The organism is Streptomyces sp. AK08-02 (assembly GCF_033795085.1).
GTDB lineage: Bacteria > Actinomycetota > Actinomycetes > Streptomycetales > Streptomycetaceae > Streptomyces > Streptomyces echiniscabiei.
On the sequence record NZ_JARAZV010000010.1, the window covers coordinates 25,696 to 47,735 of the forward strand.

Here is a 22,040-nt window from a genome sequence, read left to right on the forward strand (position 1 = left end):
TACCCCGTACCCCGTGCCGCGTACCGGCAAAGCAACGATCGAGAAGGCCGGAGTCCTCGGGCCGGGGAGCAGGGGCGCGAGGTCATGGGCGCCGCTCCGGCTGCCGGAGTCGGGCGTCAACCCGCAAGAGCGCTTCGGTCGCCGGTCCGCTCGAAGGCGGGGCGGACGAGGGCATGCCTGCCGCATCGAGCAGGGTGATCACTGTGGGCGTGACGAGCCCGGTCAGACTGTCGGCGCCGATGCCGGCGCGGGCGCTGGCGCCGTCGAAGACCAGGATGAGCTGCCGGGCCAGCAGGTCAGGGTTGCCCACCCCGGCCCGTTCGGCCTCGGAACGGAAGAAGGCCGTCAGGTTCGCCTTGATCCGGTGGGCCACCCGGCTCGCGGGGTGCGCCTGGTCCTTGAGCTCGATCTGCACAGCCAGATACCGGCAGCCCTGGAAGTCGGGCGCGCCCGCCTGCGACTCCACCCGCTCGAAGACGTACAGGATCCGCTCGCGTGGGGATCGGCCGTCATCCGCCGGCGGCAGGGCCCTCGCCGCGAAGACGGCGGCACGCTCCTTCAGGCTCGCGGCCAGCAGTTCGTCCTTGCTCTCGAACAACTGGTACATGGAGCGCTTGGACACCCCCGCCGCCTTGCACAGCGCCTCGACGCCGATGCCGACGCCGTCTCGGTACGTGAGCGTGGCCGCCGCCTCCAGCAGCCGCTCCCTGGGACTTGGCTTCACGTTGGTGGTCATACCGTGAGGCTAACTCGAATCCGACCAGATGGAAACCGATCGGTTTCTGCGGGCGCCGGGGAGGCACTGGGCGCCGCGCGGACACCTGAAGGCCGCCCAGAGACTCGGCGACGTCCCTGGAGGGAGAGACCGTCGCCGAGCCCTGATCGGTGCGCGCCCCTCTCGCCCTCACGGGGGGCGACGCGCACCAGGGCCACTCCGAGCGTCCGAGCAGTGGCCCCGTTCTTGGTGTGCCGCCTTCCGCTACGCCGGGGCAGCGGCCTTCGCGGGCTCCGACCCGGCGGGGACAGGGATACGGTGCAACCCTTTGCGGTCGTACCAGCCCGTCACGCCGAAGCCGAAGAGGGCGGCTGCCACGAGGCCGACGGCCATCATGAGCCAGCCCCGGGTCAGGCCTGCGTCGGCCTGGGCGTCGTAGTAGAGGATCGAGCGAATGCCGCCGGTGATCTGCCGCAGCGGCTCGAACTCCGCCAGGAAGCGGTAGAAGCCGGGCAGCGCCTGCAGCGGCGTGGTGGCGTTGGCCGTCGGCACCGCCATCCCGATGAAGACCAGCGTGACCACCAGCATGCCGGGCGTACCGAAGACCGCGAGGAGGCTGAGCGCCCCGATCCCGGCGACGGCGACGGAGCACACCGAGTACAGCCACAGCAGGGGCAGATGGGCGGCATGCATCCCCATGAGGCCGACCGCGCCCACCATGACCAGACTCCCCATCAGCAGGGACAGGCCGACCATGAGAGTGCCGCTGATGGCGAGGGTCTGCACGCGGGTTGCCCGGATCAGGGGGCGGTGCAGGCGCAGTGGGCCCATGTCGTTGTGGGTGTAGCCGAGGGCGTGGTCCACCTGGCCACTGATGACGTTGGCGGAGAGCATGCCGCAGACCACGAGGACGAGCGCGTAGTAGAACGCGGTCAGGCCCAGGCCGCTGTGCGAGTCGAGGGGATGGCCGTCCTCGACGACGACGGCAGCCGGGTCGGCCAGCAGAACGCGTGCGGCGGTCGGCAGCTTCGCCTGCTCGGACCCGCCCCGAGAAGTGAGTTCTCTGCCCACCTGGAGCGAGGCGCTCTCGGCCGCCTGCGTCGTCGCGGTCCGGGCGAGACCGGAGCCGATACTGCCGGCGGACTGGTTGGTCAGCACCGTCAGCGTCGGGCGGGTCGGGGCCCCCACGGTCGCGGCTCCGGCGGCCGGGGTTCCGGTGAGTGCGGTGGTGGCCGAGGTGAAGTCGGCGGGGACGACGAGCGCGCCGTACAGCTTGCCCTTGCCGAGTTCCTCCTTCATCTCCTTCTCGTCCATCACCTTCCAGTCGACCTTGTCCCCGCCCGCGGTGGACTTCTTGATCGACTCGGTGATCCGAGCCCCCAGGTTGACCTGCTCACCGCCGACGGCGGCCCCCTTGTCGGCGTTGACCAGGCCGACGGGCAGATTCTTCATGTGATCGACGGGATCGATGTTGGCGCCGACGTAGAACACGGTGAACAGCAGCGCGAGGACGCCCGTGATGACGCCGTTCGCGATCCACAGGGGTTTGGCACGCAGGACACGGAACGGGTGAATCCCACTCATGACTTACTCCGGTCTCGGACAGGACGCTCGCATCCGGAGAAGGCCGGACACCTTCCGTCGCGGGCCGGCGATCCCCGGAACGTTCGACATCGGTACACACGGCCGTCGACGCGGGAGCCTGGGACACAGCACCCGCGCCGGCACTCCGACTGATGAAACCGGTCGGTTTCGAGACCATCGTAAACCGATCGGTTTACGAATTCCAAGTCGCGGCGCCGGCCCATGTCCCAGCGGTAGCAGGAAGCCGCTCGACTCCTGCGGGTCGGCCTCCCCGCCGCTTCCGCGCGCAGGGTGATGCCATGGAACGCTTGCCCGACGGGTGTCCTGGTCCGTCGTCGGCTAGCTTCCGGACCCGCGCTCCAAGTCCCGAACCAGGTCGATGGCCCGGCCGAGGGTGGTCAGCTTCGCGTCCAGCGTCTCACCGGCGGGGTAGAAGCGGACGATGTCGACCCCGGCGTCGTGCCACACCCGCAGCCGCTCGCGCACCATCTCCTCCGTGCCGATCAGCGTGGTGGCCAGCACCATGTCGTCGGTGACGAGGTCGGCGGCGCCGTCGCGGTCTCCGGCCTGCCAGCGCTCTCGGACCTCGGCGGCGACCTCAGCCCATCCCTGGCGGCTGTAGGCGTTGTTGTAGAAGTTCGTCTTCTCGGAGCCCATGCCGCCGAGGCTGAAGGCCAGTTCCTTCTTTCGGCCGGCCACCATCGCGCGCAGCGCGTCCTCGTCCTCGGCGAAGGCCACCTCGGCCCCCTGGCAGATGTCGAAGTCGGCACGCTTACGGCCGGCCGCGGCGAGGCCCGCGTCCAGATGGTCGAAGTACGCCTCCTTGGCACCCTCGGGAACGAAGCTGGTGCCCAGCCAGCCATCGGCGATCTCCCCGGTCAGTTGCAGCATCTTCGGCGACAGCGTCGCCAGGTAGACGGGGATGTCGTGCTCGGCGGGCATCGCCAGCCGCATGGGCCTGGCCTCCCCGCCCGGCAGCGGGATCTGGAACTCCCGCCCGGAGTAGGAGATCTTCTCGCCCGAGGTGGCCCCCCGCACGATCTCGACCGTCTCCCGCATACGCGACAGGGGCCGGGCGAACGGCACGCCGTGCAGGCCCTCGATCACCTGGGGTCCGGACGGGCCAAGTCCCAACAGGAAGCGGCCTTCGGAGATGTTCGAGAGGGTGATCGCGGCGCGGGCGATGGCCATAGGCGTGCGGGTGGCGAGCTGGATGATCGCGGAGCCGAGAAGCATGCGCTCGGTGCGCGCGGCGAGGTATCCCAGCGGCGACACCGCCTCGGCGCCCCAGGCCTCCGCCACCCAGCAGATGTCCATGCCCAGCTTCTCCGCCTCCAGGACGAGGTCGACCGTCTCCGGCCAGCCCGTGGAGGCCTCGATCGTGGTCGCCGTCCGCATCACGCACTCGCCTTTCCGGGCTCTTCGGCCAGCTTCTTGATCGCCTCAAGCGTGACGCCGATGTTGTTCTCGAACTCGCGCATACGCACGAAGACGATCTTCTGTTCCTTCTCCGGCATGCGGTCGATGGCGAAGGAGAGGCCCGAGCGGCCCGGTCCCATCTGCATCCACTCCCGCAGCAGCGTCCCGTCGTCCTGCGGTTCGAGCGTGAAACGCCAGATCGCCGAGGGATTCTCGAGATCCTCGACCGCCCAGGCGAACGCCTTCAGCGGCTCGAACTCGACGACGTGGGACGTGGTGGCCCACTCCCCGAACGCCTCATGCCTGCTTTTTCCCACCCAGCGGGCCCCCACCACAGGTTCTGACGCCGCGTCCAGCCACTCCACCGACTCCAGCTCGTCGCTCAAGCGCGGCATCAGTTCGATGTCGGACACCAGCTCCCACACCCGCTGCGGCGGAGCGGCGATCCAGATCGGCACCTCGACCGTCGGCTGGTCCGCATAGCGCGCGCCGGTCCATTCCATCGCCTGGCCTCCTCGCAGTGGGGCAGACCCTCCAGGAAGTGGGCCTGACAACGAAAGTTGCGTATTAAGACTCACTTGTCAAGCATGAAGAAGGGGGCCAGGGAGCTCGTGAGAGGCCAAACGTCAGCCGGCGAACCGCTCCCGCACATCCGGCCGTTCGGCCAGACGCGGCGGATAGCCGGGGCCCATCCTCGGGTGGGTGTTCTCAGGGGTCATCGGCTCGCCGCAGGCAGCGCACACCACTTCGGCGTGGCTTTCCTGGCCGCAGACATCGTGGTGATGCGTCACCGGAGGGCCCGCCTCGCCGGCCAGCCAGCGGTCACCCCATCGGTTCATGGCCAACAGCACGGCGTGGAAGTCGCGCCCCTTCTCCGTGAGGACATAGTCGTACCGCACTGGATCGTTCTGGTAGGGCCGCTTCTCCATCAGCCCCTCGTCCACGAGCCGCCGCAAACGGTCGGTCAGCGTGTTGCGCGCGATCCCGAGCGACTCCTGGAACGCGTCGAACCGCTTGATCCCGTAGAAGGCCTCCCGCAGTACCAGCGGCGTCCACAAGTCACCCAGAAGGTCCATGGTGCGGGCGATCGAGCAGGGCCAGTGCGCGAAGGATGTGCGTCTCATGAAGCCAGAATACGGTTGGTCTCAATAAGAAACCCAGCAGGCGGTGACGGACTGGACGCGACCGCCGAGCCCGCGTCAAGATGTCCGGATCGGCCCCGGGACATGGTCGGCGACCGCATCGGGCCGACGCGCCGGCCGCCCGAGCGGGGAGCGGCCCGCCCGGGTGCTCCGGCGAAGGACGCGGGGGTCACACCAGCCTGACCGGCCCGGCGTCGATGGACAGGCGGACCAGGAGACAGGGCTTGCGGCGCAGGTCCTGGCCCTCGTGGAAGGGCGAGGGTCCGGTAGGTGCCGTTCGGGCTCCTGCGCCAGATGGTGTTGTGTTCGAGGTCGCCGCCGTAGAGCCGCCCCTTGTCGTCGCTCTCCAGGCCGTCTCCATGGACATCAGCAACACCCGTCGCCCAGGCGCCCAGGCGCCCACCGGCCACCCGAGAGCCGGGAACTGGTGGTCGCCGCCAGGCATCAGGAGGCCGAGGATGTCGTCTCCCTGTGCCTGACAGCACCCGGCGGGGGCGCACTCTCGCCCTAGGCAGCCCGGCGCCCACATCGAACTGCGCCTGCCGTCCGGTCGCAGGCGGCAGTACTCCCTGTGACCCCGAGGTCAGACCGGCAAATGGAACTGCTGGTTGGTGGTGCCGGTGCAGGACCAGATCTGCAGCCGGGCGTTGTTGGCGGTGGACATCTCGGTGACGTCCAGGCACTTGCCCGAGGCCGGGTTCACCAGGGTGTCCCCGGTGCCGCGCTGCCAGACCTGAGCGCCGCCGCCCTTGCAGTCGTACAACTGCACCTTGGTACCGTCCGCCGTGCCTGCGGCGGTGACGTCCATGCACTTGCCGAGCGCTCGGAGGGTACCGTCGCCGCCCACGGTCCACTGCTGCGCGTCAGTGCCGTTGCAGTCGTACATCTGGACGGCGGTGCTGTTGGCGCTGTTGGACGCGGCGATGTCCACACACTTGCCGCCGAGGCCGGTGATCGGCCCGGTGGGCAGCTGGGTGTTGGGCATCACCGGGTTGTTCGCGTTGGTCAGCGTCTCCCAGGCCACGAACAGGTAGTTCGTTCCCCAGGGGCGACCGCCTTCGGTCAGGGCCTGGGTGTTCGCCATGGCGATTCCCTGCCTCGTGTGCAGGGCGTTGAACCCGGTCTCGGTGACCGGGCCGAGGCCACGCACGAGGGGTCCTCTACCGCACAGGTTCGCCGGCTCCGGGGCCGCGCGCAGTTCCTGGGTGGACTGCCATCCCAGAGCTTGCCGCAGGCGTTCTCCCACCTGGGGGTAGAGATCCACGTTCTGCATGAGAGCCGTTTCGGCGATGTGGGACATCGAGGCGATGCTGTAGCCGGTGTGCACGAAATCCCGGCACGTCTCCTGGGTCATTCCGGTGATGTACCGGTTCGCGGTCTCCCAGTTGAAACCGCCGTCCGGGCTCCGACGGGGTGTGGGCCCGTCCGATTCGAGATAGACGAACGCGGGAACGCGTGCGAGGTACTGGGCGACGGCCTTGTCGAAGGTGACCCCGTCATTGGTGAAGACGGAGATCCCCATCGAGGCCTCGGCCTCGATGAGGTCCCAGTTGCTGGTTCTGTCATCGCCGTTCACCACGACAGGAAGGTAGACGGAACGCAGCATGCTCGCGAATCGGTCGGCATTCGGCCAATTGTGATACTGGTACTTCATGAGTTCGGCGGCCTTCACCCACGACGCGGCCGACCATGCCGTCTGAATTCCCGTGTTCAGACCCGTGTGGCCCGTGATCGTGGACGACCAGGCGTCCATGATCTGGATCGACTTCCTGGCGTACCGCTCGTCACCGTTGATGGCCCACGCGAGTGCGTCGGTGTAGGCGGCGATCGCGTCCTGTCGTTCGTTCGTGCATCCGTTGTCCGGATTGCTGCTCTGGCCGCAGTCGACGACCGGGCGAGGGGTGGGGACGCGCGAGAGCGAGGCCAGCGGATCGCTGATCATGTCGTCGTACGCCCCCTTCCAGGGGGCCGCGCTCTGCTGGACCTTGGTCCGCACGAACTCGAGTTGCGTCGAGGTTATGTTGACTCCCGGGTGCGCGAAGGTCTGCGGAGCCAGAGCTCGGGTTGAAGCCTGAGCCGATATCCGAGTCGATGTCTGAGTCGACTGCGGCGCGGCGGCTGCCGCGACGGTATTCACTGACGCCCCCGAGAGCATCAGAAATCCAAACGCTGTCGCGGACGCGAAGCGCTTCTGCATCGAATTCATGAGAGTTTCCCGTTCCTTGGCAAGATCGACGGGGTGACTGTGCGGTGCCTCCGGGCACCGCACAGTCACCGTCACATGAGGGGCTCAGGTGGGGTTCAGCAGTAGAGATTGCCGCCCGGGACGACCCCGAGGATCCCGGTGAACCTCTGGTAGGCGCTCACCCTGCTCTGCACCTGACCGGGGTTCTTCCCGTCGCACTCGAGAGAGCCGTTGATGGCACGGACGGTCTGGCCGAAGCCCGCCTGGTTCACCATCGCGTTGTGCGGGGTCATCGTGCCGGCGCCGGTCGACGTGTTCCAGAACCACAGGCCTGTGCGCCAGGCCACGGCGGCGTCGGTCTCGACCAGCCAGGGGTTGTGGAGCAGGTCGATCCCGAGCGCGTCGCCCGCCGCCTTGTAGTTGAAGTTCCAGCTGAGCTGGATGGGGCCACGCCCGTAGTAGGCGGACTTACCGGCCGGGCAGCCGTACGACTGGCTGAGGTCGCAGTAGTGGGGGTAGTTGGCGGTGTTCTGCTCCACCACATAGACCAGGCCACCGGTCTCGTGATTGACGTTGGCGAGGAAGGCCGCGGCCTCCTGCTTCCTGACCGTGTCACTGCCGGTCTTCGCGAACCCCGGGTAGGAGCTCAGCGCCTGCACCAGCCCGCTGTACGTGTAGAAGCCGTTCCGGTTCGGGAACATCTGGTTGAACTGGGCCTCGCTGACCACGAAGCCGGAAGGGGTCGTACCGCCCCCGCCCGCAGGCGCCGTCCACTTCTGGTTCGACGTGCCGGTGCACGTCCAGATCTGCAGCCGGGTGCCGTTGGCGGAGTCGTTCTCGCGGACGTCCAGACACTTGTCGGCGGCGGGGTTGACGATGTCACGAGCCGCGGTGACCACCCACTGCTGATTGGCGCCGCCCGTGCAGTCCCACAGCTGGACGGACGCGCCGTCCGCCGTGCTGTGCTCGACGACGTCGAGGCACTTGCCGAGCGCACGCAGGGTGCCGTCCCCTGGATTGGACCAGATCTGAGCGTTGGTCCCGTTGCAGTCATAAAGCTGTACGGCCGCCCCGTTCGCACTGCTCGCCGACGCGACGTCGACGCACTTGCCGGCCAGCCCCTTGATCTGGCCGTCCGCTGCCGTGGCGGTCGGCACGGCCACGAACAGGGCGGCGATCAGTGCGACCAGCATCGTGAGTGCGGTAAGCACCGGGGAGGTGCCGGAGGAAGCGCGTCTTCCGGGTAACCGATGGACGAGAGATGCGGACATACGAATACCACTCCTTGGTCGGCTCAAGGCCGCGATCTGTGAGACGGGGATCTCCCCCGTAGGCGTCGGTGCTCACTGGCGTGAGTAGGTGCCACTCCTGGGCGAGACGGCGCGAAACGCCGCCCGACCAAGACAACCGCCAGGGTGTCTACAGCTTGTTGACGTTCGCTTCACAGACCGTTGACCTCCGCTCGCCGGGTCTCGCGAGCCACGTGGAGGACGGCGAGACGGTCACACGCTCACCTCGGCGTCGTACCAGAGGGGCCGTCGGACCGCGCCGTTCGCGCCGCCACCCCCGGGGTCTGGAACACGAAGGTCCCGGACAGAGCCGCAGTTAGACTCCGGGAGTGATCCGCGCGGTTGCCCGGGAAGCCCGGCCTCGGACGCCGGCCTCGGGCGTGCATCCCTGAAGGAGGGCGCTGGTTGAAAGAGCGATTACGGTTCTCGCTGCTAGGACCGGTCAGGGCATGGCGAGGCAAGGACGAGATCGCGCTCGGCCCGCCTCAGCAACGGGCGCTGCTGGCCGTGTTGTTACTGGCCGAAGGCTCACAGGTGTCGGTGGACAGGCTCGTCGACGCGGTGTGGGGGACCGAGGCGCCGGCCTCCGCGCGTGGCATTCTGCGTACGTACATTCATCGGCTTCGTAAGGTGTTGGAGCCCGCCGGGGACCCCGCGTCGTCCGTGATCCGTGCCGCGGGGGACGGCTATCAACTCACCGCACCGGGCGAGCTGGATCTGAGCGTCTTCCGGGAACTGCTGGCCCAGGCCGAGCGGTTGCGAGGTGCGGGTGACGCCCGAGGCGCGGCGAAGTGCCTGGGTGACGCGCTCGCTCTGTGGCGGGGAACGGCGTTGGCCGGTGTCCGAGGCGAGTACGCGGACAGTCAGCGGCAGCGGCTGGACGAACTGCGTCTGTCGGCGGAGGCGGCCCGGCGGGCGGTCGAACTCGAACTGGGGGGCCATGAGCAGGCGGTCTCGGAGCTGACCGGTCTGGTCGCCGAACATCCGCTGGACGAGCGCTTCCGGGAGCTGCTGATGCTCGCCCTGTACCGCTCGGGGCGGCAGGCGGCGGCCCTCGCCACCTACCGCGAGGTGCAGACGCTGCTCGCGAGCGAGCTGGGCGTCGATCCCGGGCCGACGCTTCAGGCGACGTACCGGCGGGTTCTGCAGGCCGACGTCGGGCTCCTCGCTCCGCCGGTCCAGGCCGAGCCCGCCTCGGATCCGGCCGTTCCGGCTCAGCTGCCCGCCTCGGTCCCGGTCAAGCCCGCCCCCGAGCCCGCCCCCGTGCCCGCCTCGGTCCCGGTCGTGCCGGTTCAACTGCCCTCCGGTCCGGTGGTGTTGGTCGGCCGGGACGCTTCAGGAGAGGGGACCGGCGGTCCGGACACCCGTACCCGTCGGCTCCGCTGGATGGTGCTGGCCGGCTCCGGCCTGGCGATAGCCCTGCTCGCGTCCAGCCCCATCCTCGTAGCGGGCTCGGACTCCGACAAGGACGGTTCGGCAGCAGGCTCTTCGACAGAGAGGCCTTCGACAGCGGGCCCTTCCGCCTCCAAGCCTGGCTCAGGCGTGGCGATACAAAGTCACGCCTCCGACAGGTGCGTTGACGGCGGCACCTTCGGGGACACGGCGTTGCGGATCCAGGACTGCTCGAGCAGCGACAGGCAGTACTGGCAGATCGTGTCGGAGGACAGGCTCGTCCGGATCTCGGGCAAGTGCCTGGACATCGCGGGCGGTTCGACGGACAACGGCGCGGCCGTCCGATTGGCCGACTGCGACGGCGGTGGCTCCCAGAGGTTCCGCCTCAACCCCGCCCACGACCTGGTCAACCTCCAGGCTCACAAATGCGTGGAGGCAACGGACCCACGCGGGAGCAACGGCACACCGCTCCGGCTCTGGTCCTGCACAGGCGCCCAGAACCAGAAGTGGACCGCGGTCAGCTGATCCATCGGCCGTTCGGACCACTCGTACCGGGGCGTGTACGGATTCGCGTGTCGCTGGGGCTGTCGGGGCCGGTCCCGGTCCCGACAGCCCCTCGCGGCTGCTGCCTACCTCTGCTCGACCCGGCCCCATCGCTCCTCGACCGCGTCCACTCCTTGCGCGGCACCCTTCTGAGCCAACCGCGTCACGGCGTGGCGTGCCGCGTCGAGCAGTTGCAACAGCTCACCGAGATCATTCGTGGAGGTGATGGGGGCGATGGAAGTAATGGGGGTGACGGGTGCGACGGGTGTGATGGGTGTGGCGAGGGTGGTCGCGTCGACGGGAGGGGGCTCCGCCGGCGGCTTCGGCACGTCCAGTGCGGGATCGTTGCGCAGGATCGCGGTGTACAGCCGGTCCAGATCCGCGGTCGGGTCGATTCCCAGCTCCGAGCGCAGCCACTCGCGGGTCCGCAGATGGACCTGGAGCGCCTCGGACGAGCGTCCCGACCGGTACAGGGCCGTCATCAGCTGCGCCGCGACCCGCGTGTGGGTGGGGTGCCGGGCGTGCAGATCGGTGAGCTCGTCGAGAAGCGCCACATGCTGCCCGAGCCGCAGCCGGGCATCGAGCCGGTCCTCGACCGCCGTCGCTCGCGCCTCCTCAAGGCCGCCGCACAGTTCACGGCGCAGTTGGTCGTCGGCGGCGTCGGCCAGTGCGGGGCCACGCCAAAGGGACACCGCTTCGTGCAGAATCGCGGCCTTCGCATGGTCGTCCTCGATCCGGCGGGCCTCGTCGAGCAGGGTGCGGAAGCGGAACACGTCGACCTGGTGGGGCTCGCATTCCAGCATGTAACAGCTGCCGTAACGGATCACCCGGCTCCGCTCCCGGTCCAGCCTCTCCACCATGGTGCGCAGACGGCTGAGATACGCCTGGACGATCCGGCGCGCGCTGTTCGGCGGATCGTGCTGCCACAGCAGATCCACCAGCCGGTCGATCGGCACCAGTTGGTTCGACTCCAGCAGCAACAGCGCGAGAACGAGACGCTGCTTGCGCTCTTTGAGCGGCACGGGACGGCCGTCGGACAGTGCTACCACCGGCCCCAGGACACGGAACTCCACTGGCTCTCCCTCGAACGCGGGCAGGACGCCCATGCTCGCGTCTCGGCCCGCCCCGTAGCATCCGGGAAACCCCTTGTCGCTCCCTCAGCCCACAGCGGGATAGCGGTATCGCTCCCACAGCTCCCGGAGCGGGATGGGGGTGCCCTCGCGGCGGCTCCTCTCCCACTCGCCTGCCCAGTGCACCATCATCGTCGGCGGACGGGGCGTGTCGCGGTCGGGCCCCGGGCCGGGCTCAGGGTCGAGGCCGGCCCCGGCCCACCGCTCCTGCGGGATGGACGAGTCGCCGGTCCGCTGGGCGATCACGAAGAGGCTGGTGTAGGGCCGCCCGGACGTGACGATCAGGTAGTTGAGCAGCGGTTGCTCGAAGCACATGAGTTCCATGTGGTCGGCGAGGGCCACCGCCCCGTCCAGTCGCGCCTCGACCTCGTGCAGGTTCTGGGCGCCGAGGTGGGAGACGACGAAACCGGTGTTCGCCGAGAAGCGGATCTGCTGCCGGGTCAGCGCGTCGGTGTCATAAATGGAGTCGCGCCACACGAACTTACGGATGCTGTGGATATCCGAATGCGAGGTGAGAAAGTCGTATTCGTCGAGATAGCCGAACACGAAGTCCACCGGTTCGAGCACGACGGTGTCGCAGTCGATGTAGACGAAGCGGTCGAACTCCCCGTGCCAGGCCGCGAGTTTCCGGTAATGCCCGGCCGGCCGGCCGTGGAAGCGGGCGCCGATCTCGTCACAACGGCGCAGCACGTCCTCGTCGTCGAAGACGGTGAAGTCGTACCGTGAGGCCAGCTCCATGGTCCGCTCGATGTCGTCCGCGAAGGGAATCAGGCACAGGTCGATCGTCGGATTGCTCGCGCGGAAGCTGTTGAGGAACGCGACCACGTTGTCGTACACACGATCATTGGCCAGGAAATACACGCCGTGACCCACGATGGACTCCAAAGGGGCTCCAAAAGGACGAGCACAGGGACCTGGGCCACGCTATCGGCGCGACACCGAATTGTCAGTAAGCATCGATCACAGCATTGCCTGAGCAAAAACGCTGCGGGCCGCGGCTAGGTTGCCGAGGTCCTGAATGTCGTCGACGTGCGCCGGGAGAGCGATCGATGCGGCTGATCGAGGCTGCGGATGCCGAACTGTTCGAGGCGATGAGTCTGGCCGACCGGATGGGTCGGGCCGCACGCATGCTGGAACGCCTGGAAGAGCAGTACTACAAGAACCCCGACGATCCGGACGCCGCGCTCCGCTACGCGCTGGGCCTGCTGGCGACTCTGCCGACGGCCGGTTCGGAGATCGAGACCTGGGGCCGGATCGGCGGGGTGACCGAGGCGTTGGACCAGGTGGTGGCCGCTGTGCCCGACCACTGGTTGGCACGCTATCTGCGGGCCCGGCTGCGGTGTCTGGCGTTGGCCGGCAAGGACCCCTCCGAGGACGAACTGGGCGGTGTGGCCGCCGCGGTCGACGAACTGATCGAACTGCAGTCGCGGACCGGGGGACAGCCGTACTTCGTCGCCGCGTTCGTCCTCGCGTCGCGGCTCGCCGAGTGGCCGGGACGGTCGCGGGATCCGGATCGCGTCGCCCGGCTGCGGGCCGAGGTGCGGCGCGGCGGCGGGCGGCCGATGCCCTTCCGTAGCCTGGCCACGGTGCTGAACGATCCCTTCGCTGCCGGATACGCGCCGGTCGCGGCGCCCGAGCGGCACGGCTCGCCGACCGTGCGGCCCTCGGCGGCCGGGTTGGATGGCCGGACGCTGTTGCGGGAGACCGCGGCCGGTCTGAGCCGGCTGATCGACTATCTGCGTGCTCACCGCGGGTCGTTCTCCGGCCCTTCCGGACCCGGGATGTACCCCGAGGCGGACCGGGACACCGGCCTCGACGGCGTCCTGGGTGCCGCGCGCGAGGTGCGGGGCGGGCTGCGCGGCTGGGCCGCGGGTGACGCCGGGGCCGAGGCGGCCACGCGCCCGGCGCTGCCCGGGCTGCGCTACGCGCTGGAGGACTTTCTGACCTACTGCGAGACGGCGGGGATGAGCATCGCCGGCCGACCGGACCTGGTGAGCGGCGACGCCGGCTGGCTGCACCGCGAGTTGAAGGCCGTACAGACCGATGTCGAACGGCTGATCGATCTGCTGCGTCGCTGCCAGGGCCTCGCCACCCGGCCGCTGTGAGCGGCAGAACAGCCCTCCGGGGCTGATGAACCGTCAGGAAGGACGTGTGTCATGAGGCGACGTGCTCTGGTGGCCGGCGGCAGCGGGTTCCTCGGCTCCCATCTGTGCGAGGCGCTTCTCGGCGACGGCTACGACGTGATCTGCGTGGACGACCTGAGCACGGGCGACCCTCGGAACATCGAACAGCTGGCCGCGGGCGGTGACATCGAACTCGTCCGCGAGGACATCGCCGAGCTGGGCGCGGTCCCCGGTCACCTCGACGCGGTGCTGCACCTCGCCTCGCCCGCGAGTCCGGCGGACTATCTCAGGCTCCCGGTGCACACCCTCAGGGCCGGCTCGCTCGGCACCCTGCGCACGCTGGAGCTGGCCCGGGAGAAGGGCGCGCGCTATCTGCTGACCTCCACCAGCGAGGTCTACGGCGACCCGCTGGTGCACCCGCAGCCGGAGTCGTACTGGGGGCACGTCAATCCGATCGGACCGCGCTCCGTCTACGACGAGTCGAAGCGGTTCGCCGAGGCGCTGACCGTGACGTACCGCGGGGTGTACGGCGTGGAGACGTCGATCGCGCGGATCTTCAACACGTACGGGCCGAGGATGCGGCCGGACGACGGCAGGATGGTCCCGACGTTCCTCGACCAGGCGCTGCGCTCCGAGCCGATCACGGTCAGCGGCAGCGGCTCGCAGACGCGGTCCCTGTGTTACGTGTCCGACCTGGTCAGGGGCCTGATGATGCTGCTGCACTCGGACGTGCCCGGGCCGGTGAATCTCGGCAACCCGGAGGAGTACACGGTGCTTCGGGTCGCTGAGGCGGTACGGGAGGTGTGCGGCTCGGCCTCGCCCGTGGAGTTCGTGCCCCGGCCGGTGGACGATCCCGAGCGGCGGCGCCCCGACATCAGCCTGGCGAAGACGCTGCTCGGCTGGTCCCCGGAGGTCCCGCTCGACGAGGGACTCAAGAGGACGGCGGCCTGGTTCACCGACCTCGGCGCGGGTCAGGGCCGCGAACGGCGGTGAGGAATCCGCCGGGGGACGACGCGGCGTCGAGTGGACGGCCGAGGCGGGCGGCGAGCGGTACGAGGGCGTGCCGTGCGCAGCGCCAGCCGTCGGCCGCCAGCCGGGCGGGTGCGTCGGGGAGTCCGCCCTGCCAGAGCCTGGCGTGCTCGGCCACGGCGGGCAGCCGTGCCGCCCGGTCGCGCAGGACCTCGGGGTGCGTGTCGTCGTACTCGAACGCGATGTGGCTGCCGGGGGCGGACAGTTCACCGATCGTCGTGAGCAGCCGGGTGACCTCGTTGGCGGACAGGTAGATCAGCAGGCCTTCGAGCAGCCAGGCGGTCGGCTCTTCGGCGCGGAATCCCGCCTCGGCCAGCGGCGTCGGCCAGTCCTCACGGAGGTCTGCCGGGATCGCGCGCAGGTCCCCGCGCGGCTCGGCCGCGCGGGGGGCGAGGACGCGCCGCTTGAAGTCGAGCACGCCGGGCAGGTCGAGTTCGAAGACACTGACGCCGTCGGGCCAGGCCAGGCGGTAGGCCCGGGTGTCCAGGCCGGCCGCGAGCAGCACGACCTGGCGTACACCGTGCGTGCTGGCGGCCAGCAGGTGGTCGTCGAAGAAGCGGGTGCGCAGGACGACCTGTGCCCAGAATCCGGCCGCCGCGCCGGACAGGCCACCGAGTCCTGCGACGGCGCCGCGCGGCCCACCACGTCCGCCCGCCGGGCCCTGTCCCGGGGTGCGGAACACCTCCGGTGCGGCGGTGAGGAAGTGGGCGGCGTAAGGATCGTGGAAGAGCCGGTCGGGGCGGCGGCTCTCCACCGCGCGGATCATCGCCGCGCCGAGCGCCGTACGGCCGACGCCGGCCGGTCCGCCGCTCACCAGGTGACCGGCAGGGCGGCCAGCCCGCCGGTGATCTGGTCGTCGTGTGCCCGCAGTTCGTGCAGACCCACGGCGGGACGCAACTGGGGGAAGCGCGGCAGCAGTTGGGCGAACAGTGCCGACATCTCGACCCGGGCCAGGCCGGCTCCGGGACAGTAGTGACGGCCGTACCCGAAGGTGAGGTGCTGGTTGGCCGGACGGTCCACGACGAACCGGTGGGCGTCGTCGAACACCGTCTCGTCGTGGTTGGCCGAGCCGGTGTCCAGCAGAACCAGGTCCCCGGCCCGGACGCACACGTCCGCGAGTTCGAAGTCCTCCCGCGCGTAGGTGGGGATGCCGTTGCCGCCGCCGACGTTCACACCGGCGTTCCCGATCCGCAGGCACTCCTCGACGGCGGCCGGCAGCTTGTCCGGATCGGCCAGCACCGCCGCGCGCTGCTCCGGGTTGGTCATCAGCAGCAGCGTGCCGTAGCCGATCGCGACGACCGTGGTGTGGTGGCCCGTGAACATCATGGCGGCGCCGATGTCGGCGACGACGCCGGGCGGGAGCCGGTACGGGGCCGCGCGCAGCCTGCCGAGCAGCCCGTCGGCCGTGACGCGTCCCGCGGCCACCAACTCGCGCAGTCCGTCGGTCAGTTCTGCCAGCCCCTGCCCGGAAAGCTGTTCGTCACCGGCCGAGGCGATCGCGTCGGCGAGTTCGCGGTACCGGGCCAGGTCCTTCGCTGGAACGCCGAGCAGTCTGCAGATCACCAGCGTCGGCAGCGGTACGGCGATCAGGTCGACGAGGTCGGCGGGCCGCGGCGCGGCCTCGAACCGGTCGAGCAGTTCGGTGACCGTGGCGTCCAGCCACGGGCGCAGCTCGCGCAGCCGGGCGGGCGACATGACGGTGTGCAGCACCTGCCTCATCCACTGCCGGTCGGCGTCCTCGGTGCCGTAGTGCTCGCGCGGCCGGCCGCCGAACAGCGCGGAGGCGGTCAGCCTGGCCGCGCGTTCCGGTCGCGGGTGCGAGCGGCCGAGCCGGTCACCGGCGTAGAGCGACCGCACTTCGTCGTGTCCGGTCACGAGCCACGCCTCGTCGCCCGTGCGGGTGCGGACCCGGTGCACGGGACAGCGCTGCTGGAGGTCGCGCAGTTCCGGCGAGGGCAGGAGGGGCTGGGGCTGCCGGAACGGCATCACGGGCCGTGGCGTCGGCTCTGTCACGGGGTTTCCCTTCACCAGCCGGGGAGTTCGGCGCCGCTGAGCGCCTCGCCCGCGGAGGGGAGTTGGTCGAGTCGGTGGACCAGGTCGGCCTGGCGGTCGGCGAGTTGTGCACGGGTCGCCGCGTCGTCCAGCAGTGTGCTCATCGCCCGCAGTACCTTGCGGCGCTCGAAGACGCCCGCGGTCAGGAAGCAGTCCGTGTACGGGTTGTCGGTGAGCACCGGGGTCAGGAAGTCGTGCCAGCCCCACGGGAAGACCCGGTACGGGTAGGCGACCTCCAGGCCGGGAGCGGCCTCCGTCAGCCATCCCGGCGCCGACCCGGCCCGCACGAGCCTGCCGACGTCGAGCACCTTGCGGTTGTCGAGCAGCAGGGACGGCACCCCGGCCAGCACTGCCTGGGTGAGCGTCACCGAGACGGCGTTGCCGGTGAGGTAGAGGTCCGCCGCCGCCAGCTGCACATGGAAGTCCTCCGGGGCGAGGTGGGGCACGTACTGGTAGTCGATGGCCGGTGCCGGGCTGAAGTCCCATGCGGTCGGGCCGACATGCACGACACGCAGCGGCCGGTCCAGGGCGGCGAGGTGGCTGTGGATGAGGCGTGGCATCGAGCGCATCAGCTGCGTCATGACCGGGGATCTCACGACGTTGACGTACTCCCACCGGGAGTTGGTCAAGAAGACCGTCGGCACCCGCGTGGGGTGCCGGGAGACGGGCCGCGTCGCGGGTCCGCCGCACACCATCCGGGTCACGGCCACCCGCCGGTCCCCGGGCACCGGACGGTTGAGCGGGCTGTTGCGGATCAGCAGGTCGCAGCTGTCGAGCAGCCTCGGGAACCGGGTCCGGTGGCCGCCGTAGAAGTCGACGACGTAGTCCGCGGCCGGGTAGTCGTACTGGTCGAAGCTGGCCAGCGCGATGTCGTAGCGCTCGCGCAGCAGGCTCATGCTCAGGCCGGACCACGCGGTCGAGTAGTCCAGGGTGAACGCGTCGGCCGCGACGAGCAGTCCGGGGCGGAACTCGGCGACGAGCCGGTCGAAGGCCTCCAGGTTGCGCCGAGGATCCTCGCTCTCCAGCGGATACGTCTTCAGGCCGAGCCCGCGCACGTACCCGGCGACGGCCGCGGAGGTCACGAACCCCACCTCGAACTCGTCCGGCGGGAGTTGCCGGGCGAAGTCCGCCGCGATGCTGATGTCCCCGTTGGACAGGTGGCCAAGGCCCAGGAACAGCACTCTGCGTCCGGTCACGGCCCTCACCTCCCCGCCGGTTGGCGGCGCACGCCGTCCACCGTGACCTGATGGCCGTAGACCGTACGGAGAACCTCGCCGAGCAGCTCTCGCTCGGCCCCGTCCGCTTCGGCGTGCAGCGTGGCCAGCGGTTCGCACAGGACCGCGCCGAGCGCCCTGAACCGGACGGGGACCCGGGGGCAGGCGGCGAGTGCGTCGGACAACGGGGGCCGGCCCGCCGAGGGGGCGGTCCCGGCCAGCCTGTCGATCACCGCGGCGAGGGCGTGGGCGCTCACGAAGTACGGCTCGGGGGCGCACCCGGACTGCGCGGCGATCAGGTGGTCGAGATCCTCGGCGGCCTGCGCGAGTTCGCCGGTGAGCTGCACCGCGTAGGCGCCGTAGCTGCTCGGGATGAGGGCCCGCAGGCGGGCCCGGCCGTACCGGGCGAGCCAGTTGTCCGGGTCGAGGGACAGGGCGTCCCCGAGGGCAGCGACGGTGTCGGTGAAGCGGGCGTGCGCGGCGAACTCGACGCCGATGCTGGGAAGGACGGCCATCTGTGCGAGCCCGTACCTGAGTGCCGCGTCGCCGTCCGGCGGATCGGCCGAGCGGGAGACGTCGAGGCGGGCCAGCAGCTTGTCGGCGCGACCGAACTTGCCCGCCGTGCTGGCCAGCCCGTACAGCTCGTCGTCGGCGGTGGAGATGAGGCGCACGGGGTCACGCCGTCGCGGTCGAGTCGGCGGGCGCGAACGGCTGGAACTCGTTCCAGCCGACGAACTCCGCGTATTCCTTGTACACACCGCCGCAGACGTCGTTCTGCGCGCAGCCGCCGCAACGCGCCTCCTTCACACGGGCGTTGGCGTCCATGTAGTTCTCGTAGTCCTCGAACACGTAGGCCCGGTAGAGCATCTTGAACCGGTTCTCCCGCCAGTTGATCATGTGATGCTCGTAGCCGGGGATGGCGCAGTGCGGGAAGCCCTCCAGGGTGATGACCCGGTCGCGGGCGACGGCCCGGTCCACCGCCTCGAAGACGTACGGCCGGATCTCGTCATAGGTCGGGGTGACCTCGGCGAAGTTGCGCAGGGCGGTGCCGGAGGTGTGCAGGGCCGAGATGTTCACGTGGTCGGCCCCGAGGTCCATGCACAGGTCCGCGATCTCCGGGATCTCGGTGAAGTTGTCCTTGCAGACCACCGAGTTGGTGCGGACCTTGGCGCCGAGTTCCTTGACGTTCGTGATGCCGTCGACGGCCTGCCGGAACGAGCCGAGCGACTTGCTGATCCGGTCCTGGGTGAGCGAGTTGGCGCCGTGCATGGAGACGACGAAGAGGCTCACGCCCAGTTCCATCACGGTCTCGGCGTACTGTCTGCGCGCCAGTTTGCGGCCGTTGGTCTGGAGCAGGACCGTGGGGTATCCCAGGTCCTTGATCTCCTTGAGGATGTCCAGGAAGTCGCGGCGGATGGTGGGCTCGCCGCCGTGGATGTTGACCGCCTCGAAGCCGCTGTCGGCGTTCTCGCGCAGGAACCGGGAGACGCGCTTGCGGGAGATCGAGTCGTCCTTCACGAACGGCGAGTCGACGATGCAGAAGTTGCACTTGCTGTTGCAGATATCGGTCAGGTGCACGCTCAGGGCCTTCATGACTCCTCCTTCAGGATTCGTGGGCATCGGCCGGGGCGGTGGCCGGGCCGGCTCGCTCCAGCAGGTCGAGCAGTACCAGCAGCTCGCCGAGGTCGGTGCCCACGGCGTCGAGCTGGTGACGGGTGTGCGCGCGGCCGGAGTCGTCGAGCGCCGCGTGCCGGATCGCCCCGTCCACCGCGAGCCGGCCGAAGGCGAGCAGCCCTTCAAGGGGCCTGCGGTAGGCCGGCAGCGCCGCGCGCAGGGCGACGATCCCGCCGGGCGCTCCGTCGGCCGCCGCGCGCAGGTCCGCCATCAGGGGCTGGACCGCCCGGTGCACGTCGACGGGATCCATGCCGACCACACTGCGGAAGCCCATCAGGGCCAGCTCGGCCATCCCCTCCGTGAGGGTCTGCAGTACGGAGATCTGCCAGACCAGGTAGTCCGTGGCGCGTTCGACGAGCCGGATCGCCTCGGCGAGGGTCTCCGGGTCGACCCGTACGGCGACCTCGGTCGGGTACTCCCCCGGTGCCGCGGCGGGGAAATCGGCCTCGGGGGCGTCCGAGTGGACGGCCAGCCGCACCAGACGTCGCTTCTGCACGGGGACGCGCCGGCCGTCCGGGCCGGTGAGCGTGGCGATGATCATCTCGGTCATGTCCGCGGAGAGCAGATCTCCCGTCTCCAGGTCGATCTGGGCCTTCGCCCAGTAGGAGGAGCGCCCGCGCTGCGCCACCGTGCCGGCCCGTACGTCGAGGGGGCAGTCCAGGCAGCTGAGGGCGTAGACGGCGGAGGGCCGGCCGGCGTACCTGCCGTAGCCCAGGTGCTCGGCGGCGACCGGCGTGACGTGGTGGAACTCGGCGACCGTGCCGGGATCGGAGAAGCGGAACCGGGCCCGGCTTCCGGTGATCCCGCCGAGCTCCGTGCGGCCGCCGACCTCCCGCAGCTCCGGTGCCGCGGTCAGGTGGGTGCAGAACAGTTCGAAGGCGACGACGTCCCAGCTGAGCATGAGCAGCAGGTCCACGGCGGGCGACTTGGGCAGCCGCGGGTAGCCGATGTCCATGTGCGGCGGCGGGTCGACGGCGTCGTCGAGCGGCGGGACGGCGCCGTCCGTGTCCGTGTGCAGCAACGTCGAGCCGAAGCTCTGGCCACGGGCGAACGTCCACTCCCGCCAGTTCTCGGTGCCCTTCGGGGTGCCGGTACGCGCCCGCACGTGCTGCCACTCGTATCGGACCGGGACCACCGTGGGCACCCCGCCGCCGACGACCACGCGATCGAGGCTCGCGTCCAGTTCCTGCCACTTGTACGGGGCACCGGTGGGGGTCAGGAAGTCGTTGCGCATCGTCATGTCGAAGCGCCGCCCGGCCGAGGGGTCTATCCGGCGCCGGCCGATCGTCCGACGCCCGGTCAGGGCGCTGACGTCGTCGTGCAGCAGACGGACGGTCATCGGGTCACCGCCGTGCTCAGCGCCGTACCGAGTTCGGGCAGTGCGGCCAGGCGCTCCCGGTAACCGGCCTGTCGTTCCCGCAGGCCCGCACGCGCCGGCCCCTCGTCCAGCAGGTCGGTCAGTGTGCCCAGCACGGCCTGCCGGTCGAGGATTCCGGCGGCGGCGAAGCAGTCCCGGTACGGGTTGCCGGCGAGCAGCGGTTCCAGCATGTCGTGCCAGCCGAGCGGCGCCACCCGGTAGGGGTGGAGGGTGTGCAGCAGCGGCGCGGTGTCCCTGACCCAGTCGGGGAACGCGGGCTGCTCCAGCTTGTCGTGGTTGTCGAGCAGCAGGGCCGGGACTCCGGCCGCGACCGCCCGGGCGAGGGTCGCGGACAGCACGTTGGTGGTCAGGAACAGGTCCGCCGAGGTCAGCCGCTCGTGGTACATCTGGTAGGGCAGCTTGCCGAAGTGCCGGTACTCGATCTGTTCGGCGGGGGCGAAGCGCCAGGGGCGTTCGCCGACGTGCACCACCTCCAGCGGACGGCCGAGTGCGGCCAGATGGCTGTGCACCAACCTCGGTAGCGCGTCGACGAGTTCGGCCGCCGGGATCGAGCGCGCCGCGCTCCGGTGCTCCCAAGGTGAGGTGACGAGGAAGACCGTCGGCCGCCGGGGCGCGCCGGCGGGGTCGTCGGTCGGCGGGGTCGCGCCGCGCAGGCCTCCCTCGTGCAGGCCGCTAGGCTGCGATCCGACCGTCACGACGCCTTCGGGGCCGTGCTCGGGCGGATACGGCGCGCAGGTCCGGATCACCAGGTCGCAGGCGTCGAACACCCTGGGGAGCCGGGTGCGGACCCCGCCGTAGAAGTCGGCCGTGTAGTCGGCGCCCGGCAGGCCGAGCCGGTCGATTCCGGCGACCGGCACACCGTAGCGCTCGCGCAGTGTCGTGAGCGGCTGCCCGGTCCAGTCGCGGGCCCGGTGCACGGCGAACGGGTCAGCCGCTACGAGCAGGTCCGGGCGGAAGCCCCGGACGACACGGTCGAGCAGCTCACGGTTGTCGGCGGGGGTGGCGCCGTCCAGCGGGAGCGCCGGGATCCCGAGGTCGTGCAGGTGGGGGACGGTCTCGGGCGCGGCCGCGAATCCGGTGTGGAACCGGGACCGCGGCAACGTGCGAGCCATTCCGGCCGCCACCACGGCCTCCCCCCGGGACATTCTGCTCGGGGCGATGAACAACGCTC

19 protein-coding genes are annotated in these 22,040 nt (G+C 70.0%); 3 read left to right on the top strand and 16 right to left on the bottom strand.

Annotation, left to right across the window (positions count from 1 at the left end):
* Nucleotides 1–82 precede the first annotated feature (82 nt).
* The 7 genes from PV734_RS21280 to PV734_RS21310 all read right to left on the bottom strand — a co-directional run bounded on the left by PV734_RS21280 (nucleotide 83) and on the right by PV734_RS21310 (nucleotide 8,238).
* Nucleotides 83–736: a TetR/AcrR family transcriptional regulator gene (locus PV734_RS21280; protein ID WP_319290932.1), complete on the bottom strand. Its 654-nt coding sequence runs from the start codon at nucleotides 734–736 to the stop codon at nucleotides 83–85.
* 243 nt (nucleotides 737–979) lie between these two features.
* Nucleotides 980–2,299: an SNG1 family protein gene (locus PV734_RS21285; protein ID WP_319096266.1), complete on the bottom strand. Its 1,320-nt coding sequence runs from the start codon at nucleotides 2,297–2,299 to the stop codon at nucleotides 980–982.
* A 339-nt stretch (nucleotides 2,300–2,638) separates the two neighbouring features.
* Nucleotides 2,639–3,697, bottom strand: a complete 1,059-nt coding sequence (locus PV734_RS21290) for an LLM class flavin-dependent oxidoreductase (protein ID WP_319096265.1) — start codon at nucleotides 3,695–3,697, stop codon at nucleotides 2,639–2,641.
* Entirely contained in the window at nucleotides 3,697–4,221 is a 525-nt protein-coding gene (locus tag PV734_RS21295) for an SRPBCC family protein (RefSeq protein WP_319096263.1), read from the bottom strand. The genes PV734_RS21290 and PV734_RS21295 overlap by 1 nt, the downstream gene beginning before the upstream one ends.
* Nucleotides 4,222–4,344: 123 nt before the next feature.
* Nucleotides 4,345–4,842: a helix-turn-helix domain-containing protein gene (locus tag PV734_RS21300; protein WP_319096262.1), complete on the bottom strand. Its 498-nt coding sequence runs from the start codon at nucleotides 4,840–4,842 to the stop codon at nucleotides 4,345–4,347.
* 601 nt (nucleotides 4,843–5,443) lie between these two features.
* Complete coding sequence (locus tag PV734_RS21305) at nucleotides 5,444–6,856, bottom strand: ricin-type beta-trefoil lectin domain protein (RefSeq protein WP_319096261.1); 1,413 nt, start codon at nucleotides 6,854–6,856, stop codon at nucleotides 5,444–5,446.
* A 305-nt stretch (nucleotides 6,857–7,161) separates the two neighbouring features.
* Nucleotides 7,162–8,238, bottom strand: a complete 1,077-nt coding sequence (locus PV734_RS21310) for a glycoside hydrolase family 19 protein (protein ID WP_319290935.1) — start codon at nucleotides 8,236–8,238, stop codon at nucleotides 7,162–7,164.
* Between the two features lie 501 nt (nucleotides 8,239–8,739).
* On the opposite strand from PV734_RS21310, the gene PV734_RS21315 reads away from it, so the two are divergent.
* Nucleotides 8,740–10,251, top strand: a complete 1,512-nt coding sequence (locus PV734_RS21315) for a BTAD domain-containing putative transcriptional regulator (protein WP_319290938.1) — start codon at nucleotides 8,740–8,742, stop codon at nucleotides 10,249–10,251.
* 104 nt (nucleotides 10,252–10,355) lie between these two features.
* Here PV734_RS21315 and PV734_RS21320 read toward each other — a convergent pair whose 3' ends face one another.
* Nucleotides 10,356–11,342 carry an AfsR/SARP family transcriptional regulator gene (locus PV734_RS21320; RefSeq protein ID WP_319096256.1) on the bottom strand — a complete coding sequence of 329 codons (987 nt, stop codon included), beginning with the start codon at nucleotides 11,340–11,342 and terminating at the stop codon, nucleotides 10,356–10,358.
* A gap of 84 nt (nucleotides 11,343–11,426) precedes the next feature.
* Entirely contained in the window at nucleotides 11,427–12,272 is an 846-nt protein-coding gene (locus PV734_RS21325; RefSeq protein WP_319290941.1) for a hypothetical protein, read from the bottom strand.
* Nucleotides 12,273–12,448: 176 nt separating this feature from the next.
* Here PV734_RS21325 and PV734_RS21330 point away from each other — a divergent pair, with 176 nt between their 5' ends.
* Together PV734_RS21330 and PV734_RS21335 are read left to right on the top strand one after the other, a co-directional pair.
* Nucleotides 12,449–13,504 (top strand): hypothetical protein, encoded by a 1,056-nt coding sequence (locus PV734_RS21330; RefSeq protein ID WP_319290943.1) that lies wholly within the window; start codon nucleotides 12,449–12,451, stop codon nucleotides 13,502–13,504.
* Nucleotides 13,505–13,555: 51 nt separating this feature from the next.
* The gene (locus tag PV734_RS21335; protein WP_319096252.1) at nucleotides 13,556–14,515 is read left to right on the top strand and encodes a UDP-glucuronic acid decarboxylase family protein; all 960 of its coding nucleotides are present in this window, start codon (nucleotides 13,556–13,558) and stop codon (nucleotides 14,513–14,515) included.
* On the opposite strand, the gene PV734_RS21340 is transcribed toward PV734_RS21335, so the two are convergent.
* From PV734_RS21340 to PV734_RS21370, 7 genes are read right to left on the bottom strand one after another with little or no spacing between them, the layout of a single operon-like run.
* Nucleotides 14,475–15,365, bottom strand: coding sequence for an SAM-dependent methyltransferase (locus tag PV734_RS21340; protein WP_319290946.1), 891 nt, complete (start codon nucleotides 15,363–15,365; stop codon nucleotides 14,475–14,477). The two genes, PV734_RS21335 and PV734_RS21340, sit on opposite strands and share 41 nt — an antisense overlap.
* Nucleotides 15,362–16,564, bottom strand: a complete 1,203-nt coding sequence (locus tag PV734_RS21345) for a cytochrome P450 (RefSeq protein ID WP_319096250.1) — start codon at nucleotides 16,562–16,564, stop codon at nucleotides 15,362–15,364. The genes PV734_RS21340 and PV734_RS21345 overlap by 4 nt, the downstream gene beginning before the upstream one ends.
* A gap of 11 nt (nucleotides 16,565–16,575) precedes the next feature.
* On the bottom strand, nucleotides 16,576–17,799 hold the full coding sequence (locus tag PV734_RS21350; protein ID WP_319096249.1) for a DUF6365 family protein: 1,224 nt from the start codon (nucleotides 17,797–17,799) through the stop codon (nucleotides 16,576–16,578).
* A 5-nt stretch (nucleotides 17,800–17,804) separates the two neighbouring features.
* Nucleotides 17,805–18,488 carry a hypothetical protein gene (locus PV734_RS21355; protein ID WP_319096248.1) on the bottom strand — a complete coding sequence of 228 codons (684 nt, stop codon included), beginning with the start codon at nucleotides 18,486–18,488 and terminating at the stop codon, nucleotides 17,805–17,807.
* A 4-nt stretch (nucleotides 18,489–18,492) separates the two neighbouring features.
* Nucleotides 18,493–19,410, bottom strand: coding sequence for a radical SAM protein (locus PV734_RS21360; protein WP_319290948.1), 918 nt, complete (start codon nucleotides 19,408–19,410; stop codon nucleotides 18,493–18,495).
* Between the two features lie 10 nt (nucleotides 19,411–19,420).
* Nucleotides 19,421–20,830 (bottom strand): hypothetical protein, encoded by a 1,410-nt coding sequence (locus PV734_RS21365; protein ID WP_319096245.1) that lies wholly within the window; start codon nucleotides 20,828–20,830, stop codon nucleotides 19,421–19,423.
* Nucleotides 20,827–21,981, bottom strand: coding sequence for a DUF6365 family protein (locus PV734_RS21370; RefSeq protein WP_319096244.1), 1,155 nt, complete (start codon nucleotides 21,979–21,981; stop codon nucleotides 20,827–20,829). The genes PV734_RS21365 and PV734_RS21370 overlap by 4 nt, the downstream gene beginning before the upstream one ends.
* Nucleotides 21,982–22,040: the final 59 nt, after the last annotated feature.